Source organism: Paenibacillus sp. FSL H7-0357 (assembly GCF_000758525.1).
In the GTDB taxonomy this organism is placed as follows: domain Bacteria; phylum Bacillota; class Bacilli; order Paenibacillales; family Paenibacillaceae; genus Paenibacillus_AQ.
Genome location: NZ_CP009241.1, coordinates 4,997,580 through 5,019,940 on the forward strand (window position 1 = coordinate 4,997,580; position 22,361 = coordinate 5,019,940).

23 protein-coding genes and 1 pseudogene are annotated in these 22,361 nt (G+C 48.9%); 7 read left to right on the forward strand and 17 right to left on the reverse strand.

The genetic code is table 11. The annotated features are described in order from the left end of the window. Nucleotides 1-76: 76 nt before the first annotated feature. Entirely contained in the window at nucleotides 77-1,012 is a 936-nt protein-coding gene (locus tag H70357_RS21910; protein ID WP_081965881.1) for a heparinase II/III family protein, read from the reverse strand. A 41-nt stretch (nucleotides 1,013-1,053) separates the two neighbouring features. Between H70357_RS21910 and H70357_RS21915 the strand changes: the two genes are divergently transcribed. After that, on the forward strand, nucleotides 1,054-1,308 hold the full coding sequence (locus H70357_RS21915; protein ID WP_269322572.1) for a helix-turn-helix domain-containing protein: 255 nt from the start codon (nucleotides 1,054-1,056) through the stop codon (nucleotides 1,306-1,308). A 141-nt stretch (nucleotides 1,309-1,449) separates the two neighbouring features. Here the strand turns inward: H70357_RS21915 and H70357_RS21920 are convergent, their stop codons facing one another. The 3 genes from H70357_RS21920 to H70357_RS21930 form a co-directional block, all read right to left on the reverse strand. Next, the gene (locus H70357_RS21920; RefSeq protein ID WP_052092178.1) at nucleotides 1,450-2,229 is read right to left on the reverse strand and encodes a CPBP family intramembrane glutamic endopeptidase; all 780 of its coding nucleotides are present in this window, start codon (nucleotides 2,227-2,229) and stop codon (nucleotides 1,450-1,452) included. A gap of 126 nt (nucleotides 2,230-2,355) precedes the next feature. Then, nucleotides 2,356-2,910 (reverse strand): hypothetical protein, encoded by a 555-nt coding sequence (locus H70357_RS21925; RefSeq protein ID WP_038594106.1) that lies wholly within the window; start codon nucleotides 2,908-2,910, stop codon nucleotides 2,356-2,358. Between the two features lie 125 nt (nucleotides 2,911-3,035). Beyond that, nucleotides 3,036-4,148, reverse strand: coding sequence for a copper amine oxidase N-terminal domain-containing protein (locus tag H70357_RS21930; RefSeq protein WP_052092179.1), 1,113 nt, complete (start codon nucleotides 4,146-4,148; stop codon nucleotides 3,036-3,038). 110 nt (nucleotides 4,149-4,258) lie between these two features. On the opposite strand from H70357_RS21930, the gene H70357_RS21935 reads away from it, so the two are divergent. The 3 genes and pseudogenes from H70357_RS21935 (at nucleotide 4,259) to H70357_RS37190 (ending at nucleotide 6,865) form a co-directional block, all read left to right on the forward strand. Continuing rightward, nucleotides 4,259-4,546: a hypothetical protein gene (locus H70357_RS21935; protein WP_038594109.1), complete on the forward strand. Its 288-nt coding sequence runs from the start codon at nucleotides 4,259-4,261 to the stop codon at nucleotides 4,544-4,546. Nucleotides 4,547-4,680: 134 nt separating this feature from the next. Beyond that, nucleotides 4,681-6,196: pseudogene (locus tag H70357_RS37185) on the forward strand (preprotein translocase subunit SecA); the annotation flags it as partial. 156 nt (nucleotides 6,197-6,352) lie between these two features. Beyond that, nucleotides 6,353-6,865, forward strand: a complete 513-nt coding sequence (locus H70357_RS37190) for a hypothetical protein (protein ID WP_442950480.1) — start codon at nucleotides 6,353-6,355, stop codon at nucleotides 6,863-6,865. A gap of 25 nt (nucleotides 6,866-6,890) precedes the next feature. On the opposite strand, the gene H70357_RS36730 is transcribed toward H70357_RS37190, so the two are convergent. Then, nucleotides 6,891-7,097 (reverse strand): HAD hydrolase-like protein, encoded by a 207-nt coding sequence (locus tag H70357_RS36730; protein ID WP_231578301.1) that lies wholly within the window; start codon nucleotides 7,095-7,097, stop codon nucleotides 6,891-6,893. A gap of 212 nt (nucleotides 7,098-7,309) precedes the next feature. After that, the gene (locus H70357_RS21950) at nucleotides 7,310-7,801 is read right to left on the reverse strand and encodes an AAA family ATPase (protein WP_038594112.1); all 492 of its coding nucleotides are present in this window, start codon (nucleotides 7,799-7,801) and stop codon (nucleotides 7,310-7,312) included. Between the two features lie 160 nt (nucleotides 7,802-7,961). Between H70357_RS21950 and H70357_RS21955 the strand changes: the two genes are divergently transcribed. Next, complete coding sequence (locus H70357_RS21955; RefSeq protein WP_038594114.1) at nucleotides 7,962-8,330, forward strand: hypothetical protein; 369 nt, start codon at nucleotides 7,962-7,964, stop codon at nucleotides 8,328-8,330. 79 nt (nucleotides 8,331-8,409) lie between these two features. Here the strand turns inward: H70357_RS21955 and H70357_RS21960 are convergent, their stop codons facing one another. From H70357_RS21960 to H70357_RS21975, 4 genes are all read right to left on the reverse strand, one after another. After that, on the reverse strand, nucleotides 8,410-8,613 hold the full coding sequence (locus H70357_RS21960) for a hypothetical protein (protein WP_038594117.1): 204 nt from the start codon (nucleotides 8,611-8,613) through the stop codon (nucleotides 8,410-8,412). 97 nt (nucleotides 8,614-8,710) lie between these two features. Further along, nucleotides 8,711-10,699: a chemotaxis protein CheA gene (locus tag H70357_RS21965; protein WP_038594120.1), complete on the reverse strand. Its 1,989-nt coding sequence runs from the start codon at nucleotides 10,697-10,699 to the stop codon at nucleotides 8,711-8,713. Nucleotides 10,700-10,716: 17 nt separating this feature from the next. Next, entirely contained in the window at nucleotides 10,717-11,142 is a 426-nt protein-coding gene (locus H70357_RS21970; protein WP_038594123.1) for a chemotaxis protein CheW, read from the reverse strand. Between the two features lie 23 nt (nucleotides 11,143-11,165). Beyond that, the gene (locus H70357_RS21975; RefSeq protein ID WP_038594126.1) at nucleotides 11,166-12,755 is read right to left on the reverse strand and encodes a methyl-accepting chemotaxis protein; all 1,590 of its coding nucleotides are present in this window, start codon (nucleotides 12,753-12,755) and stop codon (nucleotides 11,166-11,168) included. Between the two features lie 289 nt (nucleotides 12,756-13,044). Here H70357_RS21975 and H70357_RS21980 point away from each other — a divergent pair, with 289 nt between their 5' ends. Next, complete coding sequence (locus tag H70357_RS21980) at nucleotides 13,045-14,382, forward strand: MFS transporter (RefSeq protein ID WP_038594128.1); 1,338 nt, start codon at nucleotides 13,045-13,047, stop codon at nucleotides 14,380-14,382. Nucleotides 14,383-14,423: 41 nt separating this feature from the next. Further along, nucleotides 14,424-15,179 carry a PIG-L deacetylase family protein gene (locus tag H70357_RS21985; protein ID WP_038594131.1) on the forward strand — a complete coding sequence of 252 codons (756 nt, stop codon included), beginning with the start codon at nucleotides 14,424-14,426 and terminating at the stop codon, nucleotides 15,177-15,179. An 80-nt stretch (nucleotides 15,180-15,259) separates the two neighbouring features. Here the strand turns inward: H70357_RS21985 and H70357_RS21990 are convergent, their stop codons facing one another. From H70357_RS21990 to H70357_RS22020, 7 genes are all read right to left on the reverse strand, one after another. Beyond that, nucleotides 15,260-16,132: a tetratricopeptide repeat protein gene (locus tag H70357_RS21990; RefSeq protein ID WP_052092183.1), complete on the reverse strand. Its 873-nt coding sequence runs from the start codon at nucleotides 16,130-16,132 to the stop codon at nucleotides 15,260-15,262. 26 nt (nucleotides 16,133-16,158) lie between these two features. Then, nucleotides 16,159-17,118, reverse strand: coding sequence for an ATP-binding protein (locus H70357_RS21995; RefSeq protein WP_038594137.1), 960 nt, complete (start codon nucleotides 17,116-17,118; stop codon nucleotides 16,159-16,161). A gap of 59 nt (nucleotides 17,119-17,177) precedes the next feature. Then, nucleotides 17,178-18,032 carry a phosphotransferase gene (locus tag H70357_RS22000; RefSeq protein ID WP_038594139.1) on the reverse strand — a complete coding sequence of 285 codons (855 nt, stop codon included), beginning with the start codon at nucleotides 18,030-18,032 and terminating at the stop codon, nucleotides 17,178-17,180. A gap of 94 nt (nucleotides 18,033-18,126) precedes the next feature. Next, a complete protein-coding gene (locus H70357_RS22005; protein ID WP_231578302.1) occupies nucleotides 18,127-18,960 on the reverse strand; it encodes an alpha/beta hydrolase in 834 nt (277 codons plus the stop codon). A 240-nt stretch (nucleotides 18,961-19,200) separates the two neighbouring features. Next, nucleotides 19,201-20,043, reverse strand: coding sequence for a GNAT family N-acetyltransferase (locus H70357_RS22010; RefSeq protein ID WP_038594142.1), 843 nt, complete (start codon nucleotides 20,041-20,043; stop codon nucleotides 19,201-19,203). 1 nt (nucleotide 20,044) lies between these two features. Next, complete coding sequence (locus tag H70357_RS22015) at nucleotides 20,045-21,034, reverse strand: MBL fold metallo-hydrolase (protein WP_052092184.1); 990 nt, start codon at nucleotides 21,032-21,034, stop codon at nucleotides 20,045-20,047. Nucleotides 21,035-21,178: 144 nt separating this feature from the next. Continuing rightward, nucleotides 21,179-22,354, reverse strand: a complete 1,176-nt coding sequence (locus H70357_RS22020; protein ID WP_038594145.1) for a sugar ABC transporter permease — start codon at nucleotides 22,352-22,354, stop codon at nucleotides 21,179-21,181. Between the last annotated feature and the right edge of the window lie 7 nt (nucleotides 22,355-22,361).

The following is a 22,361-nucleotide window of genomic DNA, read 5'->3' on the forward strand; positions in this document are numbered from 1 at the left end:
GTATGTATTACCCAAATAAAGACAAAAAGACTCCGGCCTTTGCCAGAGTCTTCCTGAAACTATTATGTCTGCCTGTTTAGTTCTGCCGGACGCTATGATTCACGACCACATCATCCGAATGTCTGCCCCCGGCGAATTCAAGTCCGGCCAGCACGGATTTGCCTGGCAGAAGCTCCTGGGAAACAATATTCCCGGTGTGGTCCAGATAGGAGTTCACGTCTACAGAGTTGTGATACAGGCAAATCTCATCACTCCAATTATCCCCGGATATCCGCAGCGCCGTAGCTTCCAGCGCAGGCAACTCCCGGCCCTCCAGCGTGACCGGCATTCTACTGATCCGGATCTGCGGCTGGACCGTCCCATAGGGAACAACGAGCGTTTCATAAACCGCTCTTCCCGCAGTGGACATGGACCGCTTCGCTACCGGATTCACGTAATATTGACCCTGCCTGAAATCAAGACCGCTCTCCAGTGTAAGCTGATCCTCAGCCTGCTCCTGTTCCGGGAATAGAAGCAGCACATTGCTGTCATTATGGTTCGTATGCACCTGCCCACGGTCCCACTGGACTACCGCATCGCCTATTGGCAGGTGGAAATATTGCTCGTAGGTATGCTGCTCTTGCGCCTCAAACAGATCCACTATCAGCCAGTAACGGTTCTTCACAAAAACTACCTTACGGGAATGGATAACGGGATCGTCATAGCGGGTATAGCCATAATGACTCGCGAAGCAATAATCATAATCCTTGCCATGACGCGCATCCCATATTTTACAGGCTACGGTTTGCGGTGTATTCCAATGCAGGCCGCGCACATGCTGATCCTGCCCGTCAACGACGACCGTGTTATGCGCTCTTGTCGATACAGCATATTTGCGTTCCTTATTCCATTCGAACAGTCCCATGCCGGAATCGGCCAGCAGTTCCCGTCCTCCGGCATAAAGAATCAGGCTAAGCGCATCGGAATGGGCATGTCCCCCAATGCCCACCCCTGCCCGCATCGCCATATACATAGCCTCCTTCTCCCAGCTCTGCCGGGAGAAGGGCCGCCTCGATCAATTACAGCGTCCCTTATTTCAGCAGTATGTTCAAGAAAACCGTAGGCGAGAGTTTTATCCAGTATTTGACCCGATTGCGGATAGAAAGGGCCAAGCTGCTGCTGTTGACCTCCGATCAGAAAACCTTTGAAATCGCCGAAGCAATCGGGTTCGAGAACTACCGTTCCTTCAACCGTATCTTCAAAAAAGAGACCGGGTTCTCTCCCTCGGATTTCCGCAGGATCGGTGCGTCTGCCGAAGCCAGCGTCTAGAATCCGCTGGCTCTTAACGTCAAAAGGCGCCTCCAGCATTAAGCTGAAGGCGCCTTTGATAAGTGGTGAAGCTATTCATTAATCGCAGCACTCAAGCCACTTTTTGCAGAATCAGGGGTTTCTTCCTCTATGCAGCCTGACCTACCTGTGGTTCCCGACCGTTTTGCCGACTGGATGGTTGACCTTGTTTCTGCGCACCAGGTTGTAAGCCAGATAGATTCCATAGATCAGATACAAGATATTCAAGAAGGAAACCAGCAGAACTTCCTGGTCCAGATTCTCATTGCTGATCATCGCAAGCGCATCATAGGCAAAATGAAACACGATCAATGGAATAATGTGATTTGTAGTTTCAATAAGCAGTGCAAATATGAAACCGAGCAGCAGCGCATTAATGACCTGCAAAAGGATATGTATTATATTACTTCCGTTTAGTGCATTAGCCATATGTAGGACACCAAAAAAGACGGAGGAGAACACGATGTAAAACACCGGCCCCTTGAATTTCAGTTTATCCCTGATGATTCCCCGGAAAACGGATTCTTCCGTAAAGCCCACCAGCATGGTGAAAATTACAATAACCAGAATGTCGACCGCAGAAAGCTCAAAGTTGATGCCGCTCATAATAGGTTGTACAAGTGCGATAATAAGCAGCGGTACATAATAGAGAGCTTCTTTTGCCTTGGACACGCCAGTGCTTCTGAAGCCGAATTGGGCTAATGTGTGCTCTCCTTTTGTCATATACAGCATTACAATAACAGCCATGACCAAAAATGCTACAGCTTGGGCAATCTTCAGCCCCGTATCGTCCAGTTCCATGATGGTTCCGGCTGCGGATGCGACTGAGATCAATACTATCAGCAGAACCCCCAGCATGAGTGAAAATAAAATCGGATGCCCTTTTGCAGTGTTTTTTACCATTACTCGTCTCCTCTGTTATACAATCTAGTGTTCATCGCCATGCAAAGGGCAATAATGGATTTATTGTAATCCATTTCTGTGACTTACGCCATATTTATCTACATAATTCCGCTATGATTCCTTTTTTTAAGCTTCAACTGTTCTCCCCAGTGGTCCATCATCCCAGACCTGCACTTCAATATATCTCTCCGGCCCATATGAGCCATCTCTGTTCCATTCCTGAGGCAAGCCATATTTCTGAATGAGCTCTAAGATTTCTTGGTAGGTGTAAATCTGCCTGCGATATTCCTTGCCGTCATTCACCCGCGGGCTAAAGGTGGGAAACAAATCGCCATAGGAGAATGAGAGGGTGTCCAGTTTAAACTGTGAAATAGGTATTTGTACAAAAGCACTTTCCTTATACCAGTCACTAAGCCAGTCGCATGGGCCAACTACCATATAATGCGGGGCTTTTCTTACAGGCTTCCCGCCTTTTGAGATGAACAGTTCTCTGGCTAATCCCTCTAACTCACGTCTGCGCACTAAATACCCCTGATCTCGGCGGGAAGCCATCACATCGTTTTGTTTGCGGATTGATTCCAGAACTTCGTCTGCCTGCGCTTCGCTCAAATCGGATAAATTGGCAAATGGGCCTCTGGACTTCTCATAATAATGATATAAATAGTCAGCGGAGCTCTCCATACTTACACCTTGCCTTTCTTTAATGAATCGGATCAGACATGCTTTGAGGTAGTGCAACCGTTCGCAAAGAGCAGTGAAGACAGTAAAATGACCGCAAAAAAGCCTTTGTTCAAATCTGCCACTCCTTAATATTCATTCATTCGATAGTTGTATATTTGATCTTCTCTGCCCAGCTTAAACTGCAAAGTATTGCCTTCACGTTTGATAAACTTCAATTCGTCTCCGTAATAAGGCACGTCGTTCGTTTCCGCATATTGCTGCTGTTCCTGATTCAACAGCTCCTTGTACAACAACGTCTTTCCGCCTGTCTTGCGGTCAATAAACATTAGAAGCCCCTTCTGATTCGGACGGATCAACAGGAAATCATCATCAATTCCTTCGACCAGATAATTATCGTCTTCACCCCCGAGCTTCGCCAGATCCAGGGTCTCCTTCACCTTCCCTGTTCCGTCCTCAATCAGCCGGAGAATCTTGCCATCTGTAAGCACCAGATTATTGCCATACATGACAACATTATTCCCGAACCGTTTATAATAGCCGACACTCGCCTGCCGGATCACCACTCCGTTCTTTATCACCAGGGTGTACCATGCATTGTTGATATGAGGTTCACCGTAAATATCCGAGAGTGTCAAGTGGATTAAGCCTCCAGGTGTCTTCTGGAACTTGAATTCGACCATCTCGTACAGCTTGGAGCCGAGCTTAGCAATCAGCTGCGGTTTTCCCGGTCCCTTTGCGGCATACAGCTTGCCGGACTCTTTAACAACAGAATACGTGATACCTTCAAATGTTGCGTTGATACTCGCGAAGGTCCCAAGCCCTTTGGCGGTGTAGACAGCATGAGCCGCATCCCAGCTTACTGTCTGCCCCTCCAGCGCCTGCACCACGAAACGGGCAGGAAGATATAATTGCTCTTTATACCGGAACGGTGCTCCTCCTAATTGAACTGTTTTCCCATCAAGCACAGCAGTCTTGCTTCCAACCGTGACAACCACTGTTTTTTCCCATCCAACGTATTTGGCCCGCAGATCTGCCTTATCCCAGGCAACCCGCAGACCCGCCTCTTCCAGCAGACTTGCCGGGACAAACGCAGTTCCGCTCTTAACCAGTGCCGGAACAGTACCCTTGCCGCCATTCGCCACGTAATAAATGAACGAAGCATGGGTAGCCGCTGACGATATTGCCGGGAACAGAAACAGCAAAAGTAATATTGGAGTAAACTTCCATATTTTTCTCATTACCTATCCATATCCTTTCTTCACTTTACTTTATTTTCTAATTCACAGATAATTATAAGACTCTTGGTTTTCCAAAAAGTTGCAGCTGCGGATGAGGAGGCGGGATATTTATGTTGGAGGGATGCGGACGTTTGCTGCTTAACTTCTATTTGGTTTGCTATAAATTCATCCTTAACATACTGAGCCTCGACCGGACACCGCTGTTTACCGTTCTCTTCGACAACCACTTATTCTGCGGTTTCATCTCTCTAAAAACAATATTACACTTTGAAATGATCCTGCTGCTCTCCAATCATCTCGTACAGGGTTATGATCTGGTATGTATAGCAAGTAAACGAATTCTTATCCGGTTCCATACCTTCAAGGAGCCTAGCCACATCCTGCTTTCTAATAGATAACGCCCGCCGTTATTACTATTAAAGGAGGATTATTTGCTATGGGCAACAATCTGTATAGCCGCATAGAGGCGAAATTCCAGGAGCGTAAGCTCAAGCCTTATTATGAAAAAATCAAACGCATCCGCCAGCTTCCAATGGAGAACTGGAGCGACATCCAAATCAGGCGTTGCGCCGGGGAAATGAAGCTGAAAGCCCAAAGTGGTGTACCGCTTGAGGATTTAATGATTCAAGGGGCAGCACTTGTAGCTGAAGCTGTGTGGCGATTCATGCAAATCCGTCTCTTTGACGTACAGCTCGCAGCCGGATTAGCCCTGTGTGATGGTTATCTGGTGGAAATGCAGACCGGGGAAGGGAAAACGCTGGCTGCCGTCCTCCCCGCTTACTTACAGGCGCTTCAGGGGAAAGGCGCTCATATCTTTACCTTTAACGATTATCTGGCTCGGCGGGATGCCGAATGGATGGGCCCTGTCTACAGGGGGCTGTCTCTCCGTCGGTTATGTTGCAGAGGGGCAGGAGGTCGGGGAAAGAAAAGCAGCATATGCTGCCGATATCACTTATTTGTCGGCGAAGCAGGCTTGCTTTGATTACTTAAAGGATTCACTGGTGTATACTCCAGCCCACAAAGTCCAGCGCCCCCTTCACTGCGTACTGGTCGACGAGGCGGATTCCATACTCATTGATGAAGCCCGGATTCCGCTTGTCATCGCGGGAGAAACGGACAAGAAACGTGCAGGTAACCGTGAAATACCGTTGATCGTGAAGCAGCTCATTCAGGGGCCGGATTATGATACGGACGAGCATAGGCGGAATGTACACCTGACGGAAGCCGGAGCGCTTAAGGCTGAGGTCATGCTGAAATGCGGAAATTTATATGAGTCCCGCAACTCGGATACGCTCGCAGAGCTTCACTGTGCGCTGCATGCAGAGGCTTTATTAAAGAAAGATGTCGATTATATTGTAAGAGACGGCGCCGTGCTGCTTATTGATGAATTCACCGGGCGAATTGCCGAGAACCGGCATTGGCCAGACGGTCTGCAGACAGCAGTGGAAGCCAAAGAAGGGCTGAGCATTCAGTCCGGCGGCAAAATTCTTGGAACCATGACGCTGCAGCATTTTTTAAGCCTCTATGCCCGGCTCTGCGGGATGACAGCAACGGCGTTATCCTCGGCGGATGAGTTTAGAGCCTATTATGCCCTGGATGTGATGGTGATTCCACCGCATCAGCCCTGCAGAAGAATTGATTATCCTCATGTAATATTCACGCACCGTGAAGCCCAGTGGCAGGCCATTCTTAGTGAAATTGCTGCTGTTCATAAGACGAAGCAGCCTATCCTAATTGGTACAGCTAGTGTGCAGGCATCCTGTCAAATGGCAGCCGACTTGCAGAATGCAGGCATTCCATGCAACCTCCTGAACGCACAAAATGATCAAAGGGAAGCGGAGCTGATCGCCGGAGCAGGCCGGCTGAATGCGGTGACCGTTTCAACCCATATGGCAGGCCGGGGTGTCGATATTATTCTCGGCGGAGGCGATGCGGAAGAATACTTGGCAGTAAAAAAGCTCGGAGGGTTGTATGTCATCGGTACAAATCTGCATGAAAGTGTACGTGTAGACCAACAATTGCGTGGCCGTGCAGGCAGGCAGGGAGATCCCGGCTCCTCCCGCTATATGATTAGCCTGGAGGATGATTTGCTCGCAAGGTTCGGCTTAAGAGAGGCGCTTCCGAAGGAATATCAGGATCTGCAGCAGGATTCTCCGCTTAAAGGTTCCAGAATCTGCAACCTGATCAACCATATTCAGCTAGTCATGGATGGCCAGCATATTGAAATCAGAAAAACCTTAAATAAATATGCCGATTTGATCGAACAGCAGCGGCGTATTCTTTTCACGAAACGGGAGGCCCTGCTTGGTGAGTTATTGAGGCCAACCATCTTAATGACAAGAGTACCAGCAATTTACGAACAATTATGCCGCAGGTTCGGGGAAAAAAGGGTTGAGGAAGCCGAAAGATTCATCACACTGGTTCAAATTGATAACGGCTGGGCTGATTATCTGGCTTACGTTTCTTCTGTGAAGGAAGGCATTCATCTGGAAAGCCTGAGCCACAAAAATCCGCTGCATGAGTATCACCGGCTGATCATAAATGCCTTTACAACACTGGAAGAGAGGATCGAAACCGCTGTTGTGGAACTTTTTCTGACAACGGACTTTTGCTCACTGAAGATAAATTTCCACTTGGAGGCTTTGAGAGTCCCCTCAGCGACATGGACGTATATGATCAATGACAGCTTTTTTCAGAACAGAATTAATCTTTTATAAAAGGAAAACTGCTTGTTGCCCTGTCTTAGCCAACTTTCAATGCAATCAGCCATTGTGCGGCTTCCAGCAAGTCTGCTGCAATAAAGTCCGGCTCCGCCGCCTCATACCAATCCTTGCGGTAAGCCATAAGCGAATTTTCGCCCCAGCCCGTACGGACAAGCACTTTGATTGCGCCCACTGCGGCTGCTGCCAGCATATCCGTTGTTCCAACCCTGGTTTGGGTTTCTGGCATTCACAGTCACTACCGGAGGAATGAGGACAAATGTAGGAGGCGTCCATTCCGAAGGACACAAACTGGCTGCTAAATTCCGCCTCACTGGCTTGGCCAACGCGAACGGGAACAGTTCAAAATCGCGGGGATGAATAAAATGTCCAGTTCCCCCCATCGTCCCGTCACGGTCTATGAAAACGGCTTGAAGATTATGCATAAGCATAAAGCCCTCCTTATTGACTGATGATTAATTTCATTTGTTCAACTACTTCGTCCACATCGTGGCTGCTTGTATCTATTTTAGTAGTCCCCATGTTCCGGTATAAGCTTAAACGTTCGATACTGCTGAGAATTTGCTCCTCCGGTCTATGGTCTTGCTCCATCCGCTGCCTTAGTGCAGTCTCCGAAGAGATCAAGGTAATCGTTTGTGTATCAAATTCCAGATCATCTAGCCGTTTCAGAAGACCTTGCAAGATCTCTTCGCGATGAAGTACCCAACTGAAAATGACATGTTCAAATGTAGAGTTCGTCAAGAAGCTTCTTAGCTGATATGTAATGTTATTCTCCACCATGGCTCTGTTTTCATCGTTTACGATCCAGGGATTCATCATCCAGCACCAATCGCCGTCCAGCCATACGGAATGATTTAGCACCCCGTTCAGGCTTTTGCATACGGCGGATTTCCCGACACCCATTGTGCCGTTGACAACAATTAACTTTTTCATGACATCCTCCTCTAAAAGGTATTTACACATAGTTCCATCGAACTATTCTTTTAATAAATTTCAGTAGGAAATGATTCCTTTGCATGATATAATCTCTTAGTCCATCATCGAGAATTTATCCCCATTGAAAGTATGGGTTTGCAGGAGGATCATTATCATCATGAACAATCAGATTAAAATAGTCAAAGTATCCGCAGAGATTGAGAAGGATGAATTTGATATTAAGGTGAGCCCTTGGCGATTGCTGCTTGAGACCAACCGTTATTACGAGATCAAACCCGAGCTTGGACCTGTAAAGAGAATCTATAAAGAGAAGCTTAATACCGTTACCGATGAAACAAAGTCTTATGCCGACGGTATTCTCTCCTGCTCCGCATTTTGCATTGAAGACCGGGTTAATGAGATGCAGTTGGAGATCCTGCGCAAACTGCAGTTGAAAATCAATGCCTTCAGAGATGAACTGCAGTTAAACCAAAAAGCAATCGAACAACAAAAATTCTTACCAAAAATAGAGGGTTCAACGGAATAAATGAGAAGTGGATTTCCTCACAAAGGTAAAGAGCCGCAGGTGCGCAGGTGTCGCATCTTCGGCTCTTTGTCGTATTGTTCTATACCAGCTCTGCGTTTTTCAGGGCATGCTCCCAGCTTGGAAAATAATACAATGCGCTCCGCATCAGCTCCGGATCCTGCTGTTTTACCTGCTTTTTGTTGATTGTTCCGTTGGATTGAAGCTGCTTGATCCGGTTGATAACTTCATCAGATCCCAGTGTAATATCCACATCACCACTCCTTTCCCTTAAGTCTTCTTCCATATTTTTCTCCATCCTGTAAAGTTCTATACAGCGCTCTATTGAAAAAGAGTGCTCATCAGCCATTCTCCCGGCTGATAAAGCACTCTCTCATCATAATTTAATGGCTTACGAGATAGGAAGCATCCAAGATGATAGCCACCCGTCCGTTCCCCAGAATGGTCGCCCCGGATAGATGGTTCAAGGTCCCGAGCATGGTTCCGAGCGTTTTGATGACCACTTCCTGATTGCCCAAGATTTCATCCACCGCAAAGGCAGAAATTTTGTCGACTGATCTGACAATGACAATCGAGATCGTTTTGGAACTGCGCTCAACACGCGGATAATGCAGCTTGTCCCGCAGCCAGGAGAACGGCACAATCCGTCCATGGTTGATAATCGCCTGCTCCCCTTGGATCGTCTGAATCTCTTCCGGGTGAATACGAACAATTTCAGCAATGTTGTACATGGGGAGAATCAATACCCGGCCTGACACCTTGACCAGCAATCCCTTGATGATCGCCAAGGTGAGCGGAAGCCTGATCGTGAATGTCGTCCCTTTACCCGGCTCTGTATCAATATCAATGATTCCGTTCAATCTTCCGATTTGGCTGCGGACAATATCCATTCCCACACCACGTCCGGATACATCACTCACCTCGGAAGCCGTCGAGAAGCCAGGCTCGAAAATGAGATGAAGCGCTTGAAGCGGCGTCAAATGTGCAGCCTGATCCTCTGTAATGATGCCTTTGCGAAGCGCGGAAGCCTTGATATTCCCGGCATCAATGCCCTGACCGTCGTCTGCCAGGGAAATCACTACATTATTCTCTTCATGGAAGGAGGACAGGGTAATGCGTCCCTTCGCCGGTTTGCCTTTTGACGCACGCACTTCGTGGCTTTCGATTCCGTGGTCTGCACTGTTGCGGATTAAGTGGATCAAGGGATCGCTCAATTCCTCGATAATCATCCGGTCCAGCTCAGTCTCGCCGCCCTGTACCACCAGCTCTATATCCTTGCCGAGCTTTTGCGCCAGGTCTCTGACCATACGCGGGAACCGGCTGAAGAGCTGGTCTATAGGCAGCATGCGTGTCTTCATCACGCCTTCCTGCAATTCCTTGATGACACTGCCCATATGATCGGATACGCCACTGATGCTCTGCAGCGCTTTAGCAGGGTCATTGCGGATGCCGGTCGTTTTCAGATCCGCTAGTGAGGTCTGGTCTATCAGCAATTCACCGACCAGATTCATCAGATGATCGAGCCGTTCCACACTGACCCGGACCGTCGGTTGATTACCTTTGACCCGTTCTTCAGCCGGAGGCCCGGACTGTGGCATATTTGCCGGTACTTCTATAGTAGCTATCTCTCCGCCGGCAGCTTCTCCCGATTCGAAGGGAGTAATCGCCAGAGTTTGCACATCTGAATCCCCCTCCAGCTGTGACTGGATCAGCTGCGGCTCTTTCGAGGTTGCAACCACTACAGCGAATCTGCCGTAACGGCTGTCTTCATCTTTATCTACAGCTTCACCGGGTGAAAGTGAAGCAGCAATAACCGATCCGCAGACATCTTCGATCCGCTGCAACAGGATGAAATGGCGTGCTGCCTTCATCTGGCAATCCTCTTTCAGCGAAACGCCGATCATCAGTATCTGTTCCCCGGCGGCAGTGGCTTCCTCTACTTTAAGACTCTCAGCGGCACTTAACACAGGCGGGCGGACCGGTTCTTGCTTTGCAGGTTTGTTAATCAGCGCTTTAATCTCCGAAACCACAGAACTGCAGTCATCATAAGCTTCCCCGCTGATATATTGGCTGCGCAGCTTCTTCATGGCATCCAGTGCGCTAAAGAGTGTATCAATCAGAATTGCGGTGATTTCCGGTTTTTTCTCACGTACCCATTCCAGCGCATACTCCACTTCATGGGTCAAATCACTCATTTCCCGGAAGGCCATCGTTGAAGAAGAGCCCTTGATCGTATGTGCGGCCCGGAACAGAACTTGGATCAGCTCGGACGAAGGAGATTGCTCAAGGGTCAACAGGGACTGGTCCATCCGCTCCAACTGGTCGTTCAGCTCTTCTATGAAAATATCTCGGTAGGCAGACAGCTCCATCATTATTTATATTCTCCTTTCTATCCGCCCAATATTTCCTCGAGCTTCAAGATCCCAATAAGCTGGTCTCCCTGTTGTCCAATGCCATGAAAAACACCTTCTCTACTTCGGCTATGCGCTCCAGTAGGCGGATGAATTTCTCCGTAGGTAGTCACTTTGTTCACTTTATCTACGATCAAACCTACGAATTCATCCCGGCAACGGACTACGATAATCCGGGTTTCTCTTGTATAGGGCTCATCCGACATACCAAGCAGATTGCGCAGGCTCATGACACAGACTACTTTGCCCCGGAGGTTCACCACGCCCTTAACTTCATTCCTGGTGAACGGTATATCCGTAATGCTCAGCATCTTAATGATTTCATGAATCTCTTCGATACGGATCGCACAGGTCTCGGCACCCACGGCGAGTTCAATATACTGTTCCTTCTGCAGCGTGGACATGTTGTCACCTTCAGTCTGTAAAATTAGTGGGTTTTGAATGCGGCAGCGGAAATCGCCAATTCTTCAGAGAGCTGAGCCAAAGACTGGCAGGTAGCTGCAGTCTCTTCAGAAGCAGCGGCGGACTCCTCACTAGAAGCCGAGATTGCTTCTACCGAACTCATAACCTCTGCAGCCTGTGCAGACTCTTCTTCGCAAGCTGCAGCAATTTCATTCACTTTAAGCGCGGAGTTATTCACCATCGCGATAATTTGCTCAAAAGCCTGGCTGGTCATCGAAGATTGCTCCACACTTTCGGACACGGCCCGGACACTTTGCTTCGTATTTTCCTGCATCGCTTTAATAATCTTCGTAATTTCCTTGGTCGCCTCGCTGCTTCGTTCCGCCAGCTTGCGGACTTCATCGGCTACAACGGCAAAGCCGCGGCCCTGTTCTCCGGCACGGGCTGCTTCAATGGCTGCGTTCAGCGCAAGCAGGTTCGTTTGCTCGGCGATATCGTCAATGACCTCAATAATATCGCCAATCTTGCTGGAGTCATCCTCCAGCTGAGTCATCTTGTGATTCACAGCCTGCATTCCCTGAAGGGATGTTTCAACCACATGTCCGCCTTCACGGGCAGTTCTGACCGTATCATTAGAGAGCTCTGCTGCTTCTTCTGCACTTACAGCCACAGAGTTAATGGCAAGCGACAGTTCTCTGAAGAGTTCAGTGATGTTGGCTGCCGCAGCCGACTGGCTGGTGCTGGTGCTGGAAATTTCCTGTGTGCTTGCTGAAATCTCCTCGGAGGAAGCGGCAACACTTTGCGAATTCATCACAATACTATTGATCAATTCCTTTAAGTTGGTCACCATCCGGTTGAGTGCAGATGCCAATTGACCCACTTCATCCTTGGAGGAAACCTCTGCTTGTTGCGTCAAATCTCCGTCAGCCACCGCGGAAGCGAGACTAAGCATCTGCCGTAGAGGTCTAGAGATCGAGCGTGCAATGAAAGTTCCAATAAGGATGCTGATAATGACCGCAGCGACTACCACGGCTATAGTAACAACCAGTGAGGTGTTATAGGTTTGTTCCGAACGATGGTTGGTGGCTTCTGCCAAGCTTGCATTGAAAGCAACCAGCTCCGTCAATGTTACTGCAACCTTTTCTGATTGCAGGCTCAGAACTGTTTTATTAAATTCGTTAAATGCCGTAATATCCTTATTCTCTGCGATGGACATGCCCTGCTCATAAAGCGTTAAATAGGATGGGTATTCGATATCGAACGTCCGCAGCAGTTCCTGCTCCTTCGTGGTAGTGGCTACCGTACGGAAAGTATCGATCTTTTGTTCGATACTCTCGCGGGCTGCAGCAATCTCGGTCTTGATCTTAGCCTTTGCTTCAGCTCCGCTCTCTGTGCTCATATTCCGCAAATATAAACGCATATTCATAAAACTGATCTGTGCTGCGGATAAATCTCTTACGGAAATTAAATTGTTGTTGTACATTTCATTTGTGTTTTTGTTCATCCCCCGCAGCGTCGATATCGAATAGATACCGAATCCCGCCAAAATCACAGCGACTAGCAGAAAAGCTGAGATGATTTTCTTTGCTGTTTTCATGTTACTGAACCACTTCATGAGTACTCCCCCTGGATACGATCTTTGTGTGTGTCCGGTGTTTAGCTGTGCAATTACGCAATCTCCCCAGCATGCATCCCGGACAGCATAGATATATTTCGACAAATTTCGTCGATTTCTGAATAGTTTATTTTTGCATTGCCAAAAAAAAATTTAAAAATCCATACGCCTTTGCTTCTATTACGAAATATCCGGAATCGTTATTTGCGCAAACATTATTACAATATACATATCCAACCAGTTATGCACTACAATCATCTTTAACTTCAGCGGAAATGAGGGAGGTCTCATGGAAACGAAAGTACCCGTCAAAGAAAAGATTTTTTTCTCCGGGGGATTGCTGGGCCAGAATATTCTATACAGCTTTATGTCGATGTACATTTTGTTCTTTTACACCGATTTATTAGGCATACCTGCTACCACGGCCAGTCTAATTCTGGTGGTAGCCAGCATAGTCGATGCCTGTCTTGATCCCGTAATGGGGATGATTACAGACAAGACCCGCACAAAATGGGGGAAATTCAGACCCTATCTGCTGTTCGCCCCGTTCCTTATCGCGGCTGCTACGGTTCTGTGTTTCTGGGATTTCGGAGGTTCCTCTACACTGACGTTAGTAATCGCCTCTATCTCCTATCTGTTATGGGGTATGTTGTATACCGTATGTGATACGCCGCTCTGGGCATTATCCTCTGTAATCTCCAAAGACCCCGATGAACGGACGCTGGTAGTTACCTTAGGAAAAATTGGCGGTACCCTCGGAGCCGTAGCCGTTACCATTGGTGGCATCCAGCTGCTGCTCGCCTTCGGCGGCGAAAGAAACACGGATGCTTACCTCTATTCCGCAATCCTCGTAGCCGCTATTGCGGCGGTCTCTATTTTCCTCACTGGATTAACCTCCAAAGAAAGAGTAACCCCTTCGCCCGGTAAGATTTCCTTTAAGACAAATCTTCAGACGATTTACAAAAATAAGCCTTTGCTGGCCCTGCTCGCCTCACTGCTGATTATCAATTTGATTAACGGCATCAGGCAGAGCATTCAATTGTATTATGTGATTTATGTCTGGGGGGATGCGGTGTATGTCACTCAGGTGGGGATCAGTCTTGTTGTGGGGATGCTGCTGGGAATGGTAGCCACTCCGAAATTGCTGAGGTTGTTTTCCAAGAAAAAGGTGTTTATCGCCTCTTGCCTTCTGGGCAGCTTATCCTGTGTTATTCCCTATCTGTTTGGGGACGAGAATAGGATGTTTGCACTTGTCTTCTTTGGGATCAGCTTCTTTTTTTCAGGGATGACCATCATTGTGAGCACATCCATGCTGCTGGATACGATTGACTATTCCGAATGGAAGCTGGGCTTCCGGGGGGAGGGTATTGTTTTTTCCACGAATACATTCATCACTAAATTCAGCGGAGCTGTCTCCAGAATCATCATCGGTACAAGCCTTGGATTCTTGAACTATGTTGAGAACCAGCCGGTAACCCCGGGTCTCCAGCATGGGCTCAGCTTTGTGATGTTCATCCTGCCGGCGCTTTGTTTTGTCGCTGCCATTATCCCTATCCTGTTCTATACTATTAGCGACAAGCAAAGAGATCGTATATTGTCCGATTTGGAAATTTCCCGAGCCTTATAATCGTCTGAAGCTCGTACATTATGAATAAGGAGTGAATGGATATGGATTCATCTGCATTGCATACCCTTATGGCCCCTCCCGAACTCACGGGATGCCGCAAAATATTATGTGTACAACCCCATCCGGACGACAATGAAGTCGGAATGGGCGGCATTATTGCCAGCTTCGCGGAAAAAGACTGCGAAATCCACTACCTGACCGTAACGAATGGTGACCTGGGGGCAGAAGATGAGCAGCTGTCGCATGAAGAGATTGCCAAGATCCGAAGAGTTGAGCTGGAGGCAGCGGGGAGAATGCTGGGCGCTACGGAGTTTCATCAGCTGCAGCATGGTGATGGCACACTGGATCATGTGCCTTCATTGGCCGAGGAAATCGCCGAAATCATTCGATCCGTACAACCCGAAGCCCTCTTCTGCCCCGATCCGTGGCTGGCCTATGAAGCGCATCACGATCATATCGTTGTTGGCAAGGCAACGGCACAGGCTTTTCTCCTGGCAGGACTTGCCCGTTATCCCAAAGGCACCTCAACCAAACCTTGGCAGCCGCAGGCCATCGGGTTTTATTTCTCGTCAGAGCCGAACACGGTCATTGATATCACCGGAACTTTCGAGCAGAAATTTGCTGCAATGGCCCAGCACCGCAGCCAGTTCAGTGATGAATTACTGGCCCTATACCGGCTCTACTTTGCAGAGAAAGGCCGGCAGTTGGCCCGAGATAAAGATTTCGAAATGGGGGAAGGGTTGAAGGTGTTGTCTCCGCTGCACATGCATTGCTTCGTGGATGCGAAACGGATCTGAGGTCAGGAGGATTCAGCACGGTAAATGTAAAAAGACACCAACGAAACGCTGGTGTCTTTTTACATTCCGGCTCAGGACTATCACATGCCCCTTCGTCTCCAGCCAAACACTTGCACATGTACTATGGCTTTGGTTACCCAATGCGTCAGTACATACAATACGATAAACAGCAGCACGAACGGCCTGAATAAAATCCATATAATGAACCAGGCCATAATGATCTGCCACCGCTTCATTCTGCGCACCAGCCGGGTAGGCCATAAAAAAATCCGTAGCAGCTTGTGCTGCTGCTGGAGCGCCTCCAGAAATTCGCTCTGAATCTGCTTATCGTCAGGGCTTAGGCGTACCGCATTTTTCATGTATGTTTCTTTAAGCTTGTAATCCCCGCGGTCGCCCGCCGCCCATCCCAAATATAACATCACATATGGCATTTCGGCTCCATATTGAACCGCTTGACGGTCAAGTTCGGCTGACTCTTTCATATTGCCCAGCAGTGCCTCAGTATAGCTTAATGTAGCCAAATACAGCGGACTCTCCGGTCTTAGTTCCAATGCAAGCCGCAAAAGCTCTCTCGACTCTTTGTATTTCTGCTTCTTGTTTAGAAGATTAGCCTTCAGAAAAAAGTAATGAGCTTCATAAGGATCAATCCGCATCGCTTCCTGCAGATTCTCATTCAGCGCTTTCTCGTTGTCCGTTTCGTAGTAGACACTGACGCGTACATACCAGGCCAACGTCTGCTCCGGTTCCCGGATCAGTGCCTCGTTCGCCCAATACAGCGCCTTTTCATAATTATCCATGAGATTATAAATATGGGCAATCAGTGCAAAAACATCCGGATCCTCCGGCTCTTCCCGCAGCGCCTGCTCTGCTTCTGTCAGAGCTTCCTTGTAACGTTTCCACTCGATGAGCTGATGTACCGCTTGAAGGGTATTTTGCTTAAATTGATTCTCCACTGTCAGCGCCTCCGTCACTCATCCCGCTATTTAATTCCGTGTTTCTTGACATAGTCCAATACGATCTGGTAGTCCCGGTTGACATCGCTGAAGGTCGCATAATTCTTCGCGGTTGAGAACCATTCCAGTGTCGTGGCCTTCCGGGACTTCGCTGCTTTCTTCAGATCATCATTTGTAATCGGCTGGATCTCTCCGGTCTCAAAGGTGCGCTCCATCGCAGACTCTATGGCATCGCTCACCACCTGCTCCAGATCGGCACCCGAGAAGAATTTTGTATCTGCTGCAATCTTGGGCAGATTCAAGGCTTGAGCAGGTTTTCCGGCCATCTTCAGGCCCAGAATAGTCTCACGTTCGGACTCCTCCGGCGGCGGGACAAACACCAGGTGGTTGAAGCGGCCCGGACGCCGCAGTGCGGAATCGAGATACCAGGGTGTATTGGTGGCACCGATGACAAACACATTCTCATTCTCGGCTTGCAGACCATCCAGCTCCAGCAGCAGCTGATTCACCAGCATCCGGTCATGATGCTGGCGCATCTGATGGCGGCTGCCGCCCATCGCGTCCAATTCGTCGATGAAGATGACGCACGGTTTGTTCTCTCTGGCTTTCTCAAAAATATTATGCAGGTTGTTCTCACTTTGGCCCACATACATCGCCAGGATGGCCTGCAGCTCGATATGCATAAAATTCGCTTCAATCTCACCGGCTACCGCCCGTGCCAGAAAAGTTTTGCCGCAGCCCGGGGGCCCGAACAGCAGCAGACTGCCGCCCGCTTCTTTGCCGTAAGCTTTGAACAGCTCCGGCTGCTTCAGCGGCAGAATAAAGTTCATCCGGATCTTCTTCTTCACTTCTTCCAGACCGCCTACATCGGCGAAGGTTTCCTTAGGTTTCTCTGACTCGATAAGCGTTTGATCCTCTTTACTGAATTGAATGAGTTTCAGCCGCTTGCGCCTCTGTTCCATAAGCTCATCATGATCATCGGACATTCATCTCTCACCCCTATGGTTAATGTGATAAGTTTACCATATTTTAATAGGATTTGTTGTTACACCAGATGTGTTCTCCAGTGCTCCCAAGCGGTCAAATAGTCCTTCAAGTCATGCGGATGGACTCTGGCACAGATGCCAATCCGGCAATACAGCTGGAAGACTACCTCTTCTATCAATCTGGAATGTCCTATTGCCTCCTGCTTGAGCTGGTCAAACGCCTTAAACAAGGTGATCCTATTCAAGTCATCCGGTGAGGAACAGAACGCATAAGTGAAGTCATAGATGAGTGGTCCAACCATCGGCGAAGGGTCAATGACGCCCACCAGGCTGTGATCCTGAAATACAAAATTATGAACACCTGTATCGCCATGCAGAAGATACTTGTCCTCCGCGCCGGAGATTCTGCCGGACAAGGCTTGTACTTTATCATTATCCTCCGCAGGCAATATGTCCCCCACATTGGAGCGTGCCTCTTCTAAACTGATTCTATTGAACTCAGCCCATGAATCCCGCGGCATTTCCAGGCGGCCCCATTGTGGCGCAGATGAGGTTTCATAATGGTTCAGAAGACCGGTTACAATGCCTGTCAGCCAATCTATCTTGGCACCGCGTTTATAATGAGTTGTACCCGCAGTATAGGTATACAGAATGTAGTTACCGTGCGGATCGGTATACAGCAGTTTTGGCAGCAGTGAACTCCCGGGATACGTTGCCAGCAGCAGTTCGGCGCAGGAAATGCTCTGCGGCCTGTCCACCTTCAGCACATATTTCTTTTCCTTATTGACGGTCAGAATGTATACGAGACCTTCGGTCGTTCCTTTCATTTCCTCGCTGACTTGACTGTTCTGTTCAATCACTCCCAGGTCCTGAAGTGTATCAACTATCGCCTGGATATCAGGTCGCAACGTCATTCTAATCCGCCTCCAAATTTATACGTATTCTCTATTATAGGGACGGGTGATCCACAAGAGATAGGTATAGTTTGGATCTATTCAGACTTTGCACTTATTGGGCCTCTTCTTGTGATTCCAGAGCGAATCTCAGCAGACGGCTGAGCGCTGCGGGCAGGACCGTAACATGGCCCTCTTGCGGGAATTTGGCCAGGCTGACCTGCAAGCCTTCCGCAGCAAGTGGGGCGAGCAGAACCGGCAGCTTCTCGGCATCCTCGACCATGTGATCCAGCTCTTCTGCGCCAATGGTGATCAGCAGTTTCCGCTGTAGTTTCAGCCCAGGATAGATGGCGGAGAACCGCTCCTGCTCAACTAGCAGGGAATAACCACCCCACCAGACCGAAGGGCTGCCGGCAGCGTAATGCGTGAACAGTTGCGGCCGTGTGAACAGGGCATGGAGGACGAGCAGACCGCCCAGCGAATGTCCGAACAGTGACTGGCGCTGGCTATCCACAGGAAACAGCCCGGAGATCAACGGCATGATCTCGTTCTGCAGCAAATCGAGGAAGCTATCCGCGCCTCCATGTTCAGGCCAATCACTGCCGTCTGGCCGCTTCGGCAGTGATTCTAACTCCGCAGGCATCGTGAAATCATAGCAACGGCGGGTCATGTCAAAGGGTTCGCTGGAGGGATAGCCGATGGCTACAATCACAACAGGATCATAGCCATGCGGCTTGCGTGTCTGCAAGCGCGCGGACTCTGCCAGCGTATGAAATACGGCATTCCCGTCGAGTGCGTAGATGACCGGGTAGCCCTCCGGCGGCGCTTCCCCGGAAGGATGGGAGACAAGGATCCGGTACTCCAGATTCCGCTCACCTGCGTAGAGGACATGCTCCTCACAACCACGGTGCGGATAACTCCGTTCAAGTTCTTTACTCATTACAATCATTACACTTCCCCCTAATGATAACCATTCTCATTATTGGAGATTATAAAGGATACACGCCCGGGTATCCATGGACTCTATCCTGCTCCGGGCTTGGACAATGTGCTGAAAGCATCAATAACCGCTCTTCCAGCATCCGGTTAATCGCTACGGCCGATTATTCAAAATGTGTTCAACAAAAAGAGACACTACAATGTGTCCCATTAGAAATTGGTTGCCGCTTATACGCCTGCCCTTATAGGATTACACAGCCAGCCGGTAATATGGCAGAGTAACCGCCGGCCTAAAACCAAGCTTTTGCGCCAAATAATATGAACCTTGATTTTCCAAACGACAAGCCCATACCGGCTCCAGATTATGCTCCAGACAATAATCGATCAGTGCTGAGCATACAGCAAGTGCGCAGCCTTTTCCGCGATGATTCTCCGCCGTTTCGATTCCGATCTCCAGCTTCCCCGCAGTGCGGCAAGACGCAAAAGAGGTAGCGGCAGCTTCACCGTCTGAAACTAAAGTATAGCCTATCCCTTCGGCAGCAAAATGCTCCTCATCCCGCCAAAAAAACCGGGGAACGACCGCTCCGCTCTGAGCCAGGAACTGTTCTTTGGTCGTACGCATGATAATGCCGTCAGGTCGCGGAAGCTGCGCCTTGGCATCCATGTAGGCTTCTCGGTTGAAGCAGAAGTTCACTCTTGTATTCCGCTCAATGGCCCGGGAATGATTCTCCAGGGATGAAATTCCGCTGTTTATCAGAGAGCTGTTATGAATAGATAAAATAGAATCAAGGATAGGGGTCCACTCTGCTGCCGGATCACTTTGCAGCCACTCCGCACTCTGTCTCATTCCTGCTTGATTAGTCATATAATCATGAAGTCCCCTTGTAAACGCCTCGTTGCCGGCCTCTCCAAACAATAAAGACATGCCATAGGAATGCACTACATAGAAGGCACGGGGATTGTGCACAGCATCTACATAAACGCTGCCGGGAACAAGGTGCTCAAGCACTGCCCGTGCAAACATTGTGTTAATATTCACATGATCGAGCAGCGGCAAGCCTTTGAAATAATCCTTGCTTTCAAGTTCTAACATGTTATCCTCTCTCTTCTTTGAGTAGTAAATTAAAAAGCCAGCGGAAATTCCATTCATATACATGGGACATCATCCAATGATCATACGGTGCCGGTATCCCCTTCTCCAGCCAGCGATCGGCGGATTCTCCACTCTGGGCAGCGTTTTCCGCGTAAGCCTGGATATCAGTAAGGTAACTTATCATTTCTGTAATGCTTTCCCTGCCGGTGACCCCGCCATGCCCGGGAATAACCAGATTGACATCAATCTCGCGCTCAATCCGTTCCAGAATCTCAATCCAGGCAACCGGAAAGCCGCTCAACATCGCCGGGTGGGAGTGGCTTAAGATAAGATCACCGGCAATCAACGCCTTGGCGTCTTCGATATACACCATCGCATCGCTTTCCGTATGCCCGCCGCCATAGGTGAGCAGAGTAATCGAACGGGCCGAGCCGTGAATGATCAGTTGCCGCGAGAAAGTAACGGATGCTGTCACTCTATGGATCATAGGCGTTGCCGCCAGCAGCGCAGCCTTGTCGGCAATTTCATAACCGAGTGCTTCGCGGAGCCGGGGATCTGCCGCAGCCTTTTCCCCTTGTTCCAGCATTTCGATTTGATTTCGCAGGCCGCTCTGCCAAGTATTCAGATCTGGAGCCCCGCCTTGAACCAGCACCTCCCGGGTAAGCGCTGTGGAGATAATGATGCTGCCGGCAAATACCTGATTGCCATAATGATGATCTCCATGATAATGGGTATTGACTATGTATTTCACTGGCTTTCCCGTAAGCAGCTCTGCCTCAGAACGCAGGAACTCGGCTGCCTGCGGAAGACTGAAGGTGTCTACAACTACTGTTACATCGCCCAGATCTATGATCGACGCGTTCCCCAAAGCTCCACTTCCGGGAATAACGATAGCGGCCCAGACACCTTCCGACACCTGCTGCAATGTAAAATAAGGATTCGTATGCTTTACCTCCTCTATATCTACCTTATAATGGTGCGAATCTCTCATGCCTTTCTTCAGTGAGCGATCACAGATTTATCAGACATTATACTATATTATGGGAAGCTTGGAGTAATCATTTATTAGTAAAAAAAGCGGCGGAGTGCCTCTTAGCACTCCGCCGCTTTTTTTACCAGTGAGTTCTGTCTTGAACTATGCTCTTTGCTTGCGTGTCATTACATCAAAGATTACAGCTGCGGCCAGCACGCCGCCACGGATCATGTACTGATAGGAAATACCAACGCCTAGCAGGTTCATGCCGCTGGAAAGTGAAGCCATAACGACCGCACCGATAATGGAACCGGTAACCTTACCTACCCCGCCGGCAGCGGATACGCCGCCAACATAAGCAGCCGCAATGGCATCCAGTTCAAACAGCGTTCCTGCTGTGGTAGTCGCCGACTGCAGGCGGGAGGTGAACAGTATCCCCGACAATGCAGACAAGAGTCCCATGGAGCAAAATACAATGTACGTAATTTTCTTAACGCTGATCCCGCTTAGATTCGCGGCTTCCGGGTTGCTTCCGACTGCGTAGATATGACGCCCGATTACAGTGGAGGTCGTCAGAATGTGATAGATGACAACGACGATCATCACGATGACTACTGTCCACGAGAAGCCGTTATAACCTGCGAGAATCCAAGTGATGTAAGCAATGATGGCGGACACGAAGACCAGCTTGACGGTAAACATGCCGTTTGACAATACTTCGAAGTTGTATTTGAGCTTATTGTTCCGTTTGGAGAATTCAAAATAAATGAACAGGACGATAATGAGTGCGCCGATAATCAGCGACAGCAGATTCAAATTGCCAACCTTGGCGATGGCCGGGATAAAGCCATTGCCGATCGCGTTGAAATGCTCATCCTTCACGATGATGGTTCCTGTCTTCTCCGTGACCCGGAGCAGCGCACCTCTGAAAATCAGCATCGCTGCCAGAGAAGCCACAAAAGAAGGAATACCCATCTGTGCAACCAGGAAACCGTTAAAGAGTCCAACAATAATCCCCATGATCAAAATAAGCGGAATGGTGAAATAGACCGGAACTCCTGCCTGCGTTAAGAAGATGGCGGCAATTGCCCCCAGGAACCCGGCTGCAAAACCGACGGATAAATCGATATGCCGGATCACAATGACCAGTGTCATTCCGACAGCCAGAACAGCAATGTAGCCAGTGGCATCAATCAAGTTGCTTATATTCCGCGAAGACATAAACAGTCCATCCGTCATGATCGAAAAAGTCAGCATAATGACGAATAAAGCAATGTACATCCCATAATCCCGGATATTAACCTTGATCAATGATTTCGCTTCGTTAAATAATTTCACGGGTCTT